At 69.9% G+C, this 14367-nt stretch carries 16 protein-coding genes; 10 read left to right on the top strand and 6 right to left on the bottom strand.

Translation table 11 applies throughout. The features are described 5' to 3' along the window. The first annotated feature begins 208 nt into the window (after nucleotides 1–208). The 4 genes from ABZX37_RS43820 (at nucleotide 209) to ABZX37_RS43805 (ending at nucleotide 2937) form a co-directional block, all read left to right on the top strand. On the top strand, nucleotides 209–1087 hold the full coding sequence (locus ABZX37_RS43820; protein WP_354750074.1) for a helix-turn-helix transcriptional regulator: 879 nt from the start codon (nucleotides 209–211) through the stop codon (nucleotides 1085–1087). A gap of 62 nt (nucleotides 1088–1149) precedes the next feature. Continuing rightward, nucleotides 1150–1857, top strand: a complete 708-nt coding sequence (locus ABZX37_RS43815; RefSeq protein ID WP_354750072.1) for an RraA family protein — start codon at nucleotides 1150–1152, stop codon at nucleotides 1855–1857. Beyond that, a complete protein-coding gene (locus ABZX37_RS43810) occupies nucleotides 1847–2548 on the top strand; it encodes an SDR family oxidoreductase (RefSeq protein WP_354750070.1) in 702 nt (233 codons plus the stop codon). The genes ABZX37_RS43815 and ABZX37_RS43810 overlap by 11 nt, the downstream gene beginning before the upstream one ends. Further along, nucleotides 2545–2937, top strand: a complete 393-nt coding sequence (locus ABZX37_RS43805; protein WP_354750068.1) for an NUDIX hydrolase — start codon at nucleotides 2545–2547, stop codon at nucleotides 2935–2937. The genes ABZX37_RS43810 and ABZX37_RS43805 overlap by 4 nt, the downstream gene beginning before the upstream one ends. Here ABZX37_RS43805 and ABZX37_RS43800 read toward each other — a convergent pair. The 5 genes from ABZX37_RS43800 to pucL form a co-directional block, all read right to left on the bottom strand. Next, nucleotides 2915–4015: a glycerate kinase gene (locus ABZX37_RS43800; protein WP_354750066.1), complete on the bottom strand. Its 1101-nt coding sequence runs from the start codon at nucleotides 4013–4015 to the stop codon at nucleotides 2915–2917. The genes ABZX37_RS43805 and ABZX37_RS43800 overlap by 23 nt on opposite strands. Continuing rightward, nucleotides 4012–4389 (bottom strand): gamma-glutamylcyclotransferase, encoded by a 378-nt coding sequence (locus ABZX37_RS43795; protein WP_009082380.1) that lies wholly within the window; start codon nucleotides 4387–4389, stop codon nucleotides 4012–4014. Before ABZX37_RS43795 ends, ABZX37_RS43800 begins: the two co-directional genes overlap by 4 nt. Nucleotides 4390–4404: 15 nt before the next feature. Then, the gene (locus ABZX37_RS43790) at nucleotides 4405–5847 is read right to left on the bottom strand and encodes an NCS2 family permease (RefSeq protein ID WP_354750063.1); all 1443 of its coding nucleotides are present in this window, start codon (nucleotides 5845–5847) and stop codon (nucleotides 4405–4407) included. Between the two features lie 176 nt (nucleotides 5848–6023). Continuing rightward, nucleotides 6024–6512, bottom strand: coding sequence for a nucleoside deaminase (locus tag ABZX37_RS43785; protein WP_354750061.1), 489 nt, complete (start codon nucleotides 6510–6512; stop codon nucleotides 6024–6026). Nucleotides 6513–6547: 35 nt separating this feature from the next. Next, nucleotides 6548–7420, bottom strand: a complete 873-nt coding sequence (gene pucL, locus ABZX37_RS43780) for a factor-independent urate hydroxylase (RefSeq protein ID WP_354750059.1) — start codon at nucleotides 7418–7420, stop codon at nucleotides 6548–6550. 159 nt (nucleotides 7421–7579) lie between these two features. Here pucL and ABZX37_RS43775 point away from each other — a divergent pair, with 159 nt between their 5' ends. From ABZX37_RS43775 to ABZX37_RS43755, 5 genes are all read left to right on the top strand, one after another. Beyond that, nucleotides 7580–9100 (top strand): helix-turn-helix domain-containing protein, encoded by a 1521-nt coding sequence (locus ABZX37_RS43775; protein ID WP_354750057.1) that lies wholly within the window; start codon nucleotides 7580–7582, stop codon nucleotides 9098–9100. Nucleotides 9101–9280: 180 nt separating this feature from the next. Beyond that, a complete protein-coding gene (locus ABZX37_RS43770) occupies nucleotides 9281–9580 on the top strand; it encodes a hypothetical protein (RefSeq protein ID WP_116198492.1) in 300 nt (99 codons plus the stop codon). 142 nt (nucleotides 9581–9722) lie between these two features. Then, entirely contained in the window at nucleotides 9723–10592 is an 870-nt protein-coding gene (gene folP, locus ABZX37_RS43765; RefSeq protein ID WP_354750055.1) for a dihydropteroate synthase, read from the top strand. Beyond that, complete coding sequence (locus tag ABZX37_RS43760; protein WP_354750053.1) at nucleotides 10592–11404, top strand: pyrimidine reductase family protein; 813 nt, start codon at nucleotides 10592–10594, stop codon at nucleotides 11402–11404. The genes folP and ABZX37_RS43760 overlap by 1 nt, the downstream gene beginning before the upstream one ends. Before the next feature lie 14 nt (nucleotides 11405–11418). Further along, the gene (locus tag ABZX37_RS43755; RefSeq protein WP_354750051.1) at nucleotides 11419–12477 is read left to right on the top strand and encodes an amidohydrolase family protein; all 1059 of its coding nucleotides are present in this window, start codon (nucleotides 11419–11421) and stop codon (nucleotides 12475–12477) included. A 99-nt stretch (nucleotides 12478–12576) separates the two neighbouring features. Here the strand turns inward: ABZX37_RS43755 and ABZX37_RS43750 are convergent, their stop codons facing one another. Then, nucleotides 12577–13332 carry a hypothetical protein gene (locus tag ABZX37_RS43750; protein WP_354750049.1) on the bottom strand — a complete coding sequence of 252 codons (756 nt, stop codon included), beginning with the start codon at nucleotides 13330–13332 and terminating at the stop codon, nucleotides 12577–12579. Nucleotides 13333–13425: 93 nt separating this feature from the next. Between ABZX37_RS43750 and ABZX37_RS43745 the strand changes: the two genes are divergently transcribed. Then, complete coding sequence (locus ABZX37_RS43745) at nucleotides 13426–14244, top strand: LuxR C-terminal-related transcriptional regulator (protein ID WP_354750047.1); 819 nt, start codon at nucleotides 13426–13428, stop codon at nucleotides 14242–14244. Nucleotides 14245–14367 lie beyond the last annotated feature (123 nt).

The following is a 14367-nucleotide window of genomic DNA, read 5'->3' as shown; positions in this document are numbered from 1 at the left end:
TGATGGGTGTGGTGGGCCGCGGGAGCGGGGTTTGTGGTCCGTGAGGGGAACCCTGAGGGAATCAGAGTCCCTCAGGGTTCCCCTCACGGACTTGCGGAGACGGCGGGCCTCAAGCGGGTATTTCGCCGACCTTGGCATCGGGCCTAAGTCTCGTGCGGGGTACCGGCAGGGCCTCCCTCCATCCGCGGGCAAGGCTTACGGTGAGGAGGTGGCCACGATCGATCTGCGCACTGAGATCAAGGAGTTCCTGAGTTCGCGTCGTGCGCGGATCACGCCCGAGCAGGCCGGGCTGCCCGCCTACGGCGGCAATCGTCGGGTGAAAGGCCTGCGTCGCGAGGAGGTCGCGCTGCTGGCCGGGGTCTCGGTCGACTACTACGTGCGGATGGAGCGCGGCAGCCTCGCCGGCGCCTCCGAGGGGGTGCTCGACGCGCTGGTCTCCGCCTTGCACCTGGACGAGGCCGAGCGCGACCACCTGTTCCACCTCGCCCGGCAATCCAGCGGCCCGCGCCGTCGTCGGCCCGCCGCGACGGTGCGTCCGGCGCTGCAGCAGGTGCTCGCCGCCATCACCGACGCCCCGGCGTGGATCTGCAACGGCCGTTACGACGTGCTGGCCACGAATCGCCTAGCCCGCGCGCTGTATTCCCCAGTGCTGGCCGACCCGCGACGCCCGGCCAACACCACGCGGTTCGTGTACCTGGATCCCGACGCGGCACGAACGTTCTTCGTCGACTACGACCGGGTCGCCCGCGATGTGGCCGCGAAGCTGCGCATGGAGGCCGGGCGCAACCCGCACGACGAGGACCTGATCGCCCTGGTCGGCGAGCTGTCCACCCGCAGCGAACTGTTCCGGCAGCAGTGGGCGTCCCAGGACGTCCGGCTCCACCGGTCCGGACGCAAACGCCTGCACCACCCCGTCGTGGGCCAGCTCGACCTGGACGTCGAGTCGATGGACCTGCCTTCCGAACCCGGCCTGATCCTGAACGTCTACACCGCCCCCACCGGCACGCCGACCGCGGACGGCCTCGCCCTCCTGGCGTCGTGGGCGGCCAGCCAGGAGGAACTGGCGGCCGAAGCACCCGGCGGATAAACCGGCGCCCCTCAGCACGGATTCCCGCTAGCGTGAAGCAGTTCGCACGAAGGGCGGGAAGCATGAACCACACCGAACTAACCGAACGTTTCGCAACCCTGACCACCGCCCACCTGGCCGACGGCTGCCTGCGCGCCCGCCTGTCCGTCCGGTGCGCGCCGGCCGGAACCCGGGCAGTGCTCCCAGGACGCAAGCTGGCCGGACGAGTTCTGCCCGCCCGCCACTCCGGCAGCGTGGACGTCTTCCTGGAAGCCCTCACCTCCGCGCAACCAGGCGACGTTCTGGTAGCGGACAACCGAGGCCGCCTAGACGAGAGCTGCGTCGGGGACCTGATCACCGCCGAAGCAGCCACAGCCGGACTATCCGGCATCGTCATCTGGGGCCTGCACCGAGACACCGCCGAACTACGCGAAATCGGCCTCCCGGTTTACAGCCTGGGCTCCCTCTCCACCGGCCCCCTGCACCTCGACGACCGCGCCGCCGGCGCCCTGGAATCCGCCACCGTCGGCGAATGGACGGTCACCACCGACGACCTGGTCTTCGGCGACGACGACGGCGTCCTCTTCGTCCCAGCCGCCCAAGCCGACGACGTGTTCCGGCTGGCCGAATCCATCCGCGACACCGAACACCGCCAGGCAGCGAAGATCCGCGACGGCGTTACTCTGCGCGAGCAGGTCCGGTTCAGCGAATTCCTGGCTCACCGGGAAAGCGACCCGGCCTACACGTTCCGGCAGCACCTCCGTGCGAAAGACAGCGCCATTGAAGAATAGGAAAACCGCTCTGGTCACCGGCGTCGGCAGGCAAGCCGGAATCGGTGCCGCGATCGCCACCCGGCTGCGGGAAGACGGCTGGAACGTCGTCACCACGTACTGGTCCGACTACGACCGCCGGATGCCCTGGGGCGCTGACGAAACCGTCCAGGGCATCGAAGCCGACCTAGCCGACCCGGAAACCCCGGCGAGGCTGTTCGACCAGATCGACGGAGACGTCCAAGCACTGGTTCTCGCACACTGCGAATCGGTCGATTCCAGCCTGCTCGACACCACAGTGGACAGCTTCGACCGGCATTTCGCTGTGAACGCCCGAGCAAGCTGGCTACTGATCCGCGAGTTCGCCCAACGCTACCGAGGACCACATGGCGCAGGCCGTGTCATCACGCTGACCAGCGACCACGTGGTGCACAACCTGCCTTACGGCGCAAGCAAAGGCGCACTAGACCGCATCACCCTGGCCGCGGCCGGAGAACTCGGGCACCTAGGCATCACAGCGAACGCAGTGAACCCCGGCCCCACCGACACCGGCTGGATCACCGACCCCCTGCGCGAAGCAATCACCCAACAAACCCCACTGGGCCGAATCGGCACCCCACGCGACTGCGCCGGTCTGGTCGCTTTCCTGTGCGGCCCAGAAGGCGGCTGGGTCAACGGCCAAATCCTAGTCGCCAACGGAGGCGCGGCATGAACGACAAACACCTCGCCTACGTCCTGCTCCCCCGCGGCGAAACCATCCTCCTGATCCGCCGAGCCCCCGGAACTTTCCTAGGCGGGCATTGGGAATTCCCCGGCGGCACTGTCGAACCCGGCGAAGCCCCGGAGACCACCGCGGTGCGGGAAGTCGCCGAGGAAACCGGACTGCGCGTGCGGCTCGCCAAGGAACGGGCCCGCCAATCCTGGCCGGACCGCACCGGCAAACCGTTCACCGTGCACGCCGCCTACTACGACGCGCATCCGGACTTCCTCGGCGACCTTCAGCTCAACCCTGCCGAACACGACGACCACCGCTGGCTGACCCCCGCGGACGCGACGGAGCTCCCCCTCTCCGACCACGTCAGGCAGGTACTGCTCGGCTGAAATCCCGAGCCAGCTGCGCGGCCCGGTCCCGCAGCAACGCACGGGCATCGGCCACACACCGATGCTCGTCCGGTTCCACGTCGGTCAGCGCATACACCCCGGCGAACCCCGCCGCCCGCCATTCCGGCGCGGACAACAGACACCGGCCGGCCAACGCGACCACCGGGGTACCGCCCGCCGCCCGGAGAACGCCCACCGGCGCTTTTCCGTGCAGTGACTGGGTATCCAGCGATCCCTCACCAGTGATGACAAGCCGGGCATCACGTGCGGCAGCAGGGAAACCCAGCAGCTCCAGCAACAATTCGATACCCGGCCGAATACGGGCGCCGAGTCCGGTGAGGACACCGAACCCGACGCCGCCTGCCGCGCCGGCGCCCGGGGTGGTGGCGTGCGCGGAGCCCAACACTTCGGCCCACCGAGTCAACCCGCGTTCCAGCGACGCGATCTCGACGGGCCCAGCGCCCTTCTGCGGTCCATACACCGCGGCAGCGCCATCCACACCCAGCAACGGGTTGTCCACATCGGACGCCAAGACAATGTCCACTTCGGGCAGTCCAGACAAATCCACTGTGGACAACTCGGCCAACGCCGCACCGCCCGGAGGAAGCGGCGCACCGGAAGCGTCGAGCACTCGCGCGCCCAACGCGGTCAGTAATCCGGCCCCGCCGTCCGTACAAGCGCTGCCACCGACGCCGAGCACGATCTGCGTGGCGCCGGCGGCAAGGGCGGCGGCGATCAGCTCGCCCGTGCCGTAACTCGAGGCAGTCAGCGGTTCCAGCCGACCGCCGGGCAGCCGGTGGAGGCCGGACGCCTCCGCCAGCTCGACCACGGCGACCGTCCCGCGCAGGGCGTAGTACGCGGTGATCCGGCGGCCGGTCGGCCCGGAAACCCGCACCGGAACCCGCTGGAACCCGGCGGCGACAGCGGCGGCGACGGTTCCGTCGCCGCCGTCCGCCACCGGCAGCTGCCGCACCGGTACACCGGGCGCGACCTCGGCGAACGCCGCAGCCACCACCTCCGCGACCTCCGCCGCGGTGAGCGAGCCCTTGAACTTGTCCGGAGCCACCAGAACCGTCACGCCGCGGCCTTGAACGCTCGCCAGTCGCCGATTTCCGTGATGTCCCGCAGCTGCACGTGCGAGGTCTGCGGACGCCGCAGCAGCATCGCGAACGCCGAACTGCCGTCGGCCAGTTCGATCACGCCCAGCTCCAGCTCCGGCGGTTCGGACGGGAGCACCCGGTCGCGCAGCTGGTCCAGCGTGAGGTCGTAAACCTCGCCGGAGATCGCCGCGCCGCCGTGCGCTACCGGGACCAGCGCCGGGCATTGCCCGCCTACCGAATAGAACCGGTACTTCGCGGCCGTGGTCGTTTCGGCCACCAGTGGAGCGCCGTCGAGCAGGTGGTGCAGGGGTTCGCCGCGCATCGCGCCGCCGTTGAGGAACATCAGAGGCATGTCGGTCCCTTTCTTTTAGAGGATCGCCTTCACCACGTCGATTCCGAAATAGACGGTGAACACGAGCGCGAGCACAGTGAGGATCCACCCCGCTTCACGCCACTTCCCGCGGAAGGTCTTGATCAGCACGAACGCGATGAGGCCCGCGCCGACGCCGTTGGTGATGGAGTAGGTGAACGGAATGAGCGCGACCGTCAGGAACACCGGGATCGTGTAATCCGGGTCGTTCCACGGGATGTTGCGGCATTGCGCGACCATCATCCCGCCGATCACCACGAGCGCGGGCGCGGCGGCCTGCGCCGGGACGATGCCCGCGATCGGCGTGAACAGCAGGGTCGCCCCGAATAGCAGTCCAGTCACGACGCTCGCCAGCCCGGTCCGCGCGCCCTCCCCGACGCCGGCCGCGGACTCCAGGAACACGGTGTTCGGCGACGAGCCGGACATCCCGCCCGCGATCGCGCCCGCCCCGTCCACGAACAGGATCCGGCCCATCCGCGGCACCCGGCCGTTCTTCGACAGCCCGGCCTCGGCCGACACGCTGGTGATGGTGCCCATCGCGTCGAAGAACCCGGACAGCACCAGGGTGAACAGGAAGATCGTCGCGGTGAGCGCACCCGCTTTGGCGAATCCGCCGAACAGGTCGACGTGCCCGAGCAGCCCGAAATCAGGAGCCGCCACCACGGAATGCGGCAGTGTCGGCGTCGTCAGCCCCCAGTCGCCGACGCCGAACCCGTCGTGCAGCACCACCGCAAGCACGGTGGCGGCCGCGATGCTGATCAGCACCGCGCCGGGCACCTTCCGGGACATCAGCACGGTCATCAGCAGCAGGCCGAAGCAGAACACCGCGAGCGGCAGGCCGGACAGATGCCCGTCCGTCCCGAGCCGAACCGGGACGGTCGTGTGCGCGGAGTCCGGAATACGGGTCACGAACCCGGCGCTCACCAGTCCGACGAGCGCGATGTAGAGCCCGATGCCGACGGTGATCGCGGTTTTCAGCGGCCCGGGAATCGCGTTCATGATGCGTTCCCGGACGCCGCTGACCGCCATCAGCACAATGCAGACGCCTTCCAGGACGACAAGTCCGAAGGCCTGCGCCCACGTCATCGACGGGGCCATCTGGAACGCGACGATGCCGTTGATGCCGAGTCCGGCGGCGAGCGCGAGCGGCGCGTTGCCGACGAGTCCCATGAGGACAGTCATCACGGCGGCGGCGAGCGCGGTCGCCGTGGTCACTTGCGCGGCGCTGAGTTTCGCGCCGGTGATGTCGGCGGAGGCGCCGAGGATGAGCGGGTTGAGCAAAACGATGTAGGCCATCGCGACGAAAGTGGTGATGCCGCCGCGTACTTCCCGGCCTACCGAGGTGTCGCGAGCGCGTATTTCGAACAGTCGCTCCACAATGGACTTGCGCTGCGGTCCGGGAGCCGAGGTCACCGCTTCGTCGAGGCGTACCTGGGTCATGCGTCCTCCCCTTGCCGGTGGGTGTGCCGCACCGCACCCCTGGCACACGCAAGGGGCGGGACGGCGGGACGTTTGCGTTTTTCTGGTGCTCCGGTCAGCACCGGGATGGTGGCCCGGTGGGGTGGGGCGGTGGACGCTGAAGCCGATTCTGACCGGCATTCAGCACTCGCCGAGACTCAGTACTCGATCCGGTCGGATCGGCCGAGCCAGGCGGAAAACGGGGCGAAATGATCCGGTGTGGACACTCGCGAAACGGGGGTCTGCCACGTTTCGCGCGGGTGCTCGAACAGCTCGTAGAACGCCCGGTCGTCGAATCCGGCGCGGGCCGCGTCGTCCCGGTCGGCCGCGTACAGCACGCGGTCCACGCGCGCCCACAGCGACGACGCGAGGCACATCGGGCACGGCTCGCACGAGGAAACGAGCACGCACCCGGCCAGGCTGAACGAGCCGAGCGCCTGGCAGGCCGCGCGGATCGCGACCACCTCGGCGTGCGCGGTCGGGTCGAGCGACGGGGTGACCCGGTTGACGCCGGTCGCGACGATCTCGCCGTCCTTCACCACCAGCGCGCCGAACGGGCCGCCGCCGTCGGCGACGTTCTTCTCGGCGATCCGCACGCATTCGGCGAGCCAGGCGCGTTCGACGTCGGCATCGATGGACACGGTCATAACGGTAGCGCTCCCAACAGATCGGAGGTCGGTTTTCAGGACCAGGCCGGGCCGGCCGGCGGGGCGTCGTCGCGCAGGACGATGCCCTCGATCAGGCCGTAGGGCCGGTCGGCGGCGTAGAACACCTCGCCGGGGTTGTCGAGGCCGAACGGCTCGAGGTCGACGAGGAAGTGGTGTTTGTTCGGCAGCGCGAAGCGGATCTCCGCGATCTCCGGGACGGCCTCCAGCACCGCCTGCCCCATCGCGTACAGCGTCTGCTGCAGGGACTGGCTGTGCGTGCCGCCGAACGCGTCGAGCAGCGTGGCGAGCGCCGTTTCGTGTGCGTTCGCCCAATCGGCCTCCTCGACGGAGTACCGCCAGGTCGCGGACACCGCGGTGGCGAGGATCCGGTCCTTCACTTCGACGAGCGTGGTGTATTCGTCGCGCGGGAAGCCCCAGAACTCGGAGCCGGTGGAGTTGAGCACGGTCAGGTCTTCCACCCCGCCGAGCACCCAGGCCCGCTCGCCGTCGCAGGTGACGCGAGTGGTCCGGGTGCCCGCGCCGGAACGCGCGAACGAGTGGTGCGCCGGGCGTCCGCCGACTTGCAGGCGCTCCCACGGATGAGCCACGATCCCGACGCGCGCGGCGTGGATGCTCCCCTGGGCGGACACGAAGTGCCTGGCCAGCCGCAGCGCGAAGTCCTCGATCTCGCCGATGCCGTCGCGGGCGAAGGCGAAGACGGTGTTCTTCTGCGTGTCGGTGGCCAGCACCTTGTCGTTGGCCCCGGTCAGGTGGGTGTCGCTCATGTCGCCCGACAGCGACACGCTCACGGTGAGGTCGGTGATCCGGTGCTCGTCACCGTCACGGTCGACGCGGACCAGCCGGTTTTCGGCCTTCCCGTAGCGGTTGTCGCCAAGAACGATCGCCATTGGTATCCCTTCCGTTCGCTCGCCGAGTGAGTACACCTGCCGGGGCGTGGCCCGGGCCACGGCAGATCCGCCGAAAGCGGCGAGCGCGAACGGCCGGTTTTTCGTAGTTTCCGCCAAACCCCTCTGGTGTGCGGTACTGATGGGCGGAAGGAGGCGCGCATGCGGCTGGGTGCACTGCTCGACACCCCGGAGCTGGGGTTGCGGCTGCTGGCGGGAGAGAAGGCGCGCGACCGCGAGTTCGGCCGCGTCTTCCAGGCGACGCTGCAGGATCCGACGCGGTACCTCGACGGCGGCGAGATCGTGCTGTGCGGAATGCGCTGGCTGCCGGGACCGTCGGACGCGGACGCGTTCGTGGGCAAGCTCGCCGCCGCGGGCGTCACCGCGCTCGGAGCGGGCACCGCCGAGGTCGGCGGCCCGGTGCCGGACTACCTCGTCGCCGCCTGCGAGCGCGTCGGCCTGCCGTTGTTCGAGGTGCCGGTGTCGGTTTCGTTCGCGACCGTGGCCGAGCGGGTGATCCTGGGCCTGGCGGCCGAACGCTCAGCGCCCGCCCGCGATTCGCACCGGCGGCTGGTGGCCGCGGTGACCTCCGGCCGGGGGCTGTCCGCGCTGGTCAAAGCCGGTGCGGAGGAACTGGGCACCGGCTGCGTAGTGCTGAGCGCGACCGGGCACCAGCTGGCGGGCGGACCTGAACTGCCCGCCGCACGCCGCACCGCACTGGCGCGGAGGTTCCTGCGCGCCGAACGGCTGCCGTGCCAGGACGGTCCGGTCACGCTGCTCGGCGCGGCCGGCCGCTCCGGGCACCGGATCGCGAGCTGGTTCCTGGTGGTGGACGGCGATCCGGCGCAGTGGCCGTCCGCGCGCCGCGAGCTGGCGCAGGAACTGGCCGCACTGGTCGGGCTCGAACGGTCCCGAGTGGACGAGGCCCGGCGGATCGAGAACCGGGCGGCCGAACCGCTGCTGCGGCTGGTGCTCTCCGACGACGCCGCGCCGGGCGAGCTGACCTCCCGGCTGGCCGCCGCCGGGTTCGCGCCGCAGGAACCGGTGGCGACGCTGTCCGCCGAGGTCCGCGGCGGCGGTCCGGGACTCGCGCAGGTGCTGGTGGAGGAACTGCTTTCGACCACCGGGCAGCCGGTGCTGGCGGCGACTGTCGACGGCGAGACGTTCGGCCTTTTCTCCTCGCGCGACACCGAGACGTTGCGAGAAGCGGTGCACACCATCGAACCGGCGCTCGGGTCCGCGCGGTTGACGCTCGGCCTCAGCCGGGCCGCGGACGCCGCCGGTCTGCGCGCCGGCGTGCAGGAAGCCCGGCACGCGCGCACACTGGCCGCGTTGACGCCGGGCCGCGCGACGGTGCTGTCCGGCGACGAAGTGGCGTCCCATTTGCTGCTGCTCGCGGCCGTTCCGGAAGACTTGCGCCGGACGTTCGGCGACAAAGTACTCGGGCCGGTACTCGCGTACGACGCCGCACACGGTTCCGAATTGATAACGACGCTCAAGGCGTTCCTGGAACATTCGGGATCTTGGACACAGACTTCGGCCACGCTCCACTTGCACGTGAACACCCTGCGATACCGGATCACCCGGATCGGCGAACTCACCGGACGCGATCCGAGCCGGTTCGCCGACCGCGTGGATCTCTATCTGGCCGGTTGCTTCACGCAGAACTGGGGGTGGTCTTGACCATCCGTCCGGAATGTCCTGCGGAAACACCGGGGACCATGATTTTCCGCACCCCGCAACGGAAATCCAAACAGTACGCTTATCCGTAAAGAACTATTGGGAATACTTGACCATTCGATGAAGCACGACGGCACTCGGGAGGAGGATGCACCACCCGAGGAAGCGTCCTACTCTGAGGTCATGTACATCGCATTGCTGTCCTACACAGCACCTCGAAACGAAGTCGACTACGCACTGGCCGAACACGCGGACTGGCTGCGAAGCCACTTCGCGCACGGATTGTTCCTCGTTTCCGGAAAAGGAAACGAGGACGCGGACCAGGTCATCATCTCCCGCCCGTGCCTGCGCGGCAAGCTCGACGCCGTGCTCGCCACCGACCCGCTCGTGCTGCAACGCCTCGCGCATTACCGCGTGATCGAATTCTCCGCCACCCGCACCGCTGATGAGTTCCTGACCGTCAACGAGGCGCTCGCCTCCTGATCGCACCGCACCACGCAGGATCGACCGAACGCCCGGACGCAGGTGGCCTCCGGACCGCTCCGCCCGCCACCTGCCGGACGTAATCCCGCCGGGAACTCGCCTATGATCACGCGAGATCTTTCGTTCCGGCCCGGGAGACCGCATGCATACGCCCGACCTCGTGTTCCGAGGCCGTCGCCTCACCAGTGACCGCGCCCTGGTGATGGCCATCGTCAACCGCACCCCCGACTCGTTCTACGACAACGGTGCGACCTTCGAAGAAGCACCCGCGCAAGCGGCCATCCGCCGCGCGCACGCCGAGGGGGCCGACCTGATCGACATCGGCGGCGTCCCCGCGGGCAAGGGCCCCGAGGTCACCGCGGCGGAGGAGATCCGCCGGGTCGTGCCGACCGTCGAATGGGCCCGCGAGAACTTCCCCGACCTGGTCATCAGCGTGGACACCTACCGCGCCGAGGTCGCCGACGCCGTCTGCCGCGCGGGCGCGGACCTGGTCAACGACAACTGGGCCGCGATCGAGCCGGAGATCCTCGACGCCGCCGCCGAACACGGCGCGGGCTACATCTGCTCGCACACCAACGGTCTCGTGCCGCGCACCGAAGCACTCCGGCCGGTGTACGACGACGTGGTGGCCGCGGTGGTCGACGGCACGACCGCGCTGGCCGAGCGCGCGCTCGCCGCGGGCGTGCCGCGTGAGGGCATCATGATCGACCCCTGCATCGACTTCGGGAAGAACTCCTACCAGTCGCTCGAGCTGCTGCGGCACGTCGACGTGCTGGTCGCGACCGGCTGGCCGGTGCTGATGGCGCTGTCGAACAAAGACGTGATCGGCGAAACGCTGGACCTCCCGGTCGGCGAACGGGTCATCGGCACGCTCGCCGCGACCGCCGTGTCCGCGATGCACGGCGCGGCGATGTTCCGCGCGCACCAGGTCCGCGAGACGCGGCAGGTCGCGGAGATGGTGGCCAGCATCATCGGCACCCGGCCGCCGGCGAACGTTGTACGGTCGGTCTGATGCGCGAAGTCTTTCCCGGAAACTCAGACCGCACCGAGGCCGACGTCGAGCAGCTCTACGTCTATCCGGACGTGCCGAAGTGGCTCGCGGTGAACTTCGTGTCGAGCGCCGACGGCGGGATCACCATCGAAGGCCGCTCCGGCGGGCTGTCGACGCCCGCGGACCGGATCGTCTACCGGCTGGGCAACGACCTCGCCGACGTCGTGCTGGTCGGCGCGGGCACCGCGCAGGCCGAGGGGTTCGAGGGCCTGCGGCCGGACGAGAAAACCGCCGAACGGCGGCGCAGGCACGGGCTGGCCCCGATCGCGCCGATCGCCGTGGTCAGCACCGGCCGTTCGCTGCCGCCGGACGCACCGGTGATCACCAAGGCCCTGGTGCCCACGATCGTCGTCACGAGCGCGGCGACCGACCCCGAACTGCGCGCCGCGTGGGCCTCGGCTGGGGCGGACGTCCTGGTTGCTGGGACAGGTGACCCAACCCTGCACGAGGCCACCGGCGACCCGGCCCTGCAGGCCGACCCGGACGACCAGCGCCCGCGCCCCCGCCACGGCGACGTCGACCTACGGGCCGCGGTCGACGAACTGGCCCGGCGCGGCCTGCGCCGCATTGACTGCGAAGGCGGACCGCACCTGTTCGCCTCGCTGCTGGCCGCGGGCGTGGTGGACGAACTGCGCCTGACGGTCGCGCCGATGCTGATCGCCGGAGACGCACCGCGCGTCGCGATGGGCGCCGCGATCGACCCGCGCCAGCTCGAACTTCTCTCCGCCCTGGTGGACGACAACTCAGTACTCTTGCGGTATCGCGTCCACTGACCCGGGGAGGGACCGTGGCCAAGACCGCTCTGCGCAACGCGCGCGTCTTCGACGGGCGAGGGCTCAGCGAACCGCGCACCGTCGTGATCGACGGGCCGGTGCTCGGCACAGATCCCGCCGGGGCACGGGAAATCGATGCCGCCGGGGCGACGCTGCTGCCCGGGTTCATCGACGCGCACGTCCATCTGACCGAACCTGAGCAACTGGCCGACCTCGCGGCGTGGGGCGTCACGACCGGGCTGGACATGGCTTGTTTCCCCGCCTCTCGGGTGACCGCGCTGCGATCGGCTGGCCCGGCGGATTTCCGCAGCGCCGGTCCGCCCGCGATCGGCCCGGACGGCATGCACGCCCGGATTCCGGGGATGCCCCAGTCCGCGATCGTGACCACCGTGGAGGCCGCTGTCCGGTTCGTCGAGGATCGGGTCGCGGAAGGGTCCGATTACGTCAAGGGCGTCGCGGAGGCTCCCGGTGACGGCGGGCCACCTGCGGAGGCGCTGCAGGCGCTGGTCGACGCGGCGCGGGAGCGGGGACTGAACACCGTCCTGCACGCGGCTACGCCCGGCGCGTACCACTTGGCGGTGGCGACCGGAGCGCGGTTCGTGACGCATGTGCCAGTAATCGGCCGGATCGCCGACGAGGACGTCGCAGCGATGAAAGCCGCTGGGCAGACGGCGGTTCCGACGCTCACCATGATGGAGGCGGCGCTCCCCTACTTCGCTGGCGCTGCTGGGGATTTCGTGGCCAACGCGGCCGCTTTGCATGCTGCCGGAGTCGAAATCCTCGCCGGGACCGATGCCAACGTCCAGCCCGGAGCCCCGGCCGAGATCCCGCACGGGGCGAGTCTGCATCACGAGTTCGAGCTGCTGGCCGAGGCGGGGTTGAGCCCGGCGGAGATCCTGCGCGCCGCGACAACCGGCCCGGCGCGGGCGTTCGGGCTGACTGACCGAGGCGAGATCCGGCCCGGACTGCGGGCGGATCTGGTGCTCATCGAGGGCGATCCGGTGGCTGATCTTTCGGCGACCCGGGCGATTCGGACGGTGTGGTGTGCGGGAAAGGAAATCAGCCGCGCCTAGCTCCGGGCGCTGGCGGGCTTTGTCGTCCGTGAGGGGAACCCTGAGGGACTCAGATTCCCTCAGGGTTCCCCTCACGGACCTGCGCGCACAGGCCACGCCTCAAGACCGCTGAACCGCATCGTCCGCTTCCTCGAACGTCTTCTGCGCCTTGGTCAGCTCGTCGGCCGCCCGGGTGGCGCGTTGCTCAGCCTCGGCGAGCCGTTCCCGCAATTCGGTCACCCGTTCGTCGGCCTGTTCGGCTGTCCGCTCCGCGCGCTGCAGATTCCGCTCGGCCTCCGCTCGCGCCCGGACCGCCTGGCGTCGTTCCAGTGCGCGAACCCGGGCTTCCTCCTCGGCCTTCCGGTCCTTTTCGGACTGTCGGGTCTTCTTGGCGGGCGCGGGATTCGTCGGCAGCGACAGCCAGCGGTCGGCGTCCTGGCGGGCCTTCGACGTCAGCCGTCCGGCCAGCGCCAGGCGGGCGACGTCGGCGTCCGCGACGATCGCCTCCAGTGTTTCCTCCACCTCGCGTTCGACCGAATCGCTCAAGCCGGACGCGTCCCGCACGATCCGCTGCATCAGCTCCGCCCGCTGATGCGCCAGTTCGCGCAGCCGGGAGCCGTCGAGCTGCTCGTGCGCGTCGCGCAGCTTCTCGCCGATCGACGCGAGCTCGGACAGCGGTGCGGAACCGTCGCGCGCCAGGCGGTTGACGTACGCCGCGGCCGCGGTCGGCTTGCGCAGCGCGCGGATCCGGCGCGCCAGCTCGACGTCGCCCGCTTCCTTCGCCGCGCGGGCGGCCGCGGTGCGCTCCGCGACGAAGTCGGCCGGCTCACCTGCGTAGAGCCGGTCGGCGACGGTATCGAAATCCGAGGTTGCCACGTGTGCCACCGAACCACACGAGTAGTCCGAACGCGACGCAACGCGTAACGTGGACGTCCACCCAACAAGGTCGAGTGAAGCGGGACGGTGCCCATGACGCCTCCGGGCCGGCTCGCGCTGACGGCCAGCCCCCTGGTCGCCGGCGCGCTCAAAGCACTGCAAATCGCCACCGAGCTGCCGGTCGCGATGGGCGGACCGGTGTCGGCGGCTTCCCGCTCGCACGTCATCGACCAGCTGCGCGGCACCGCCACCCGGTCGATGCAGCACGTGCAGGTCGACACCGGGGCCGGGCTCGGCGGCAAAGCGGTGGCGTTGGCCCGGCCGTCAACGGTCGTCGACTATCTCAACGCACAGGGCATCACACACAAATACGACCACGCGGTGGCGCCCGAACAGCTGCGCGCGATGGTGGCCCTGCCGGTGCGCGTCGGCGAGACCACGCGCGCGGTGCTGTATGCCGCGTCGCGGGATTCGATCACGTTCGGCGACCGGCTGTTGCACGCGGCGACCGCGGTGGCGACTCGGCTGGGACGTGACATCGAGGTCGAAGAAGAGGTACAGAGACGGCTGGCCGCGCCGTCGGTCGTCCCCGCGGCCGAACGCGGCGACCTGCACGCGGAACTGACCGCCATCGCCGGGTCGATCCACGACGAAAGCGCCCGGCAGCGGCTGCTCGCGGTGTGCGAACGGCTGCGTCCGGAACTGGACCTGCCCGGCGTCGCGCTGACCCCGCGCGAGGTCGACGTGCTGCGGCTGGTCAGCGAGGGCTGCACGAACGACGAGATCTCCGACCGGCTCGGCCTGCTGCCCAATACGGTCAAGTCGTATCTCAAGCACGCGATGCGGAAGCTGGCGGTGTCGAACCGGGTGCAGGCGGTGAACCGGGCCCGCGCCGCCGGGCTGCTGCGCTAGGACGTGGCGGTGTTCGATCCCGAGGTACGCGCAGACCCGGCCCCGTAAGGCCACCCGCCGACTCGTCCCGGTCCACATCGGAGACACCCTCCATGTGGGGTGGCTGTATCCGAGGCGGTGAGC

It is taken from the genome of Amycolatopsis sp. NPDC004079 (genome assembly GCF_040610415.1).
Taxonomy (GTDB): domain Bacteria; phylum Actinomycetota; class Actinomycetes; order Mycobacteriales; family Pseudonocardiaceae; genus Amycolatopsis; species Amycolatopsis halotolerans.
Note: the sequence above shows the minus strand (reverse complement) of the source record. Positions and strands in the feature narration are given on the sequence as shown.

Bases quoted from the DNA above. Each gene is read 5' to 3' on its own strand.
- ABZX37_RS43805 (WP_354750068.1), top strand. From the start codon at position 2,545: ATGAACGACAAACACCTCGCCTACGTCCTGCTCCCCCGCGGCGAAACC.
- ABZX37_RS43760 (WP_354750053.1), top strand. From the start codon at position 10,592: ATGCGCGAAGTCTTTCCCGGAAACTCAGACCGCACCGAGGCCGACGTC.
- ABZX37_RS43775 (WP_354750057.1), top strand. From the start codon at position 7,580: ATGCGGCTGGGTGCACTGCTCGACACCCCGGAGCTGGGGTTGCGGCTG.
- ABZX37_RS43815 (WP_354750072.1), top strand. From the start codon at position 1,150: ATGAACCACACCGAACTAACCGAACGTTTCGCAACCCTGACCACCGCC.
- ABZX37_RS43785 (WP_354750061.1), bottom strand. From the start codon at position 6,512: ATGACCGTGTCCATCGATGCCGACGTCGAACGCGCCTGGCTCGCCGAA.
- ABZX37_RS43770 (WP_116198492.1), top strand. From the start codon at position 9,281: ATGTACATCGCATTGCTGTCCTACACAGCACCTCGAAACGAAGTCGAC.
- ABZX37_RS43745 (WP_354750047.1), top strand. From the start codon at position 13,426: ATGACGCCTCCGGGCCGGCTCGCGCTGACGGCCAGCCCCCTGGTCGCC.
- folP (WP_354750055.1), top strand. From the start codon at position 9,723: ATGCATACGCCCGACCTCGTGTTCCGAGGCCGTCGCCTCACCAGTGAC.
- ABZX37_RS43795 (WP_009082380.1), bottom strand. From the start codon at position 4,389: ATGCCTCTGATGTTCCTCAACGGCGGCGCGATGCGCGGCGAACCCCTG.
- pucL (WP_354750059.1), bottom strand. From the start codon at position 7,420: ATGGCGATCGTTCTTGGCGACAACCGCTACGGGAAGGCCGAAAACCGG.
- ABZX37_RS43790 (WP_354750063.1), bottom strand. From the start codon at position 5,847: ATGACCCAGGTACGCCTCGACGAAGCGGTGACCTCGGCTCCCGGACCG.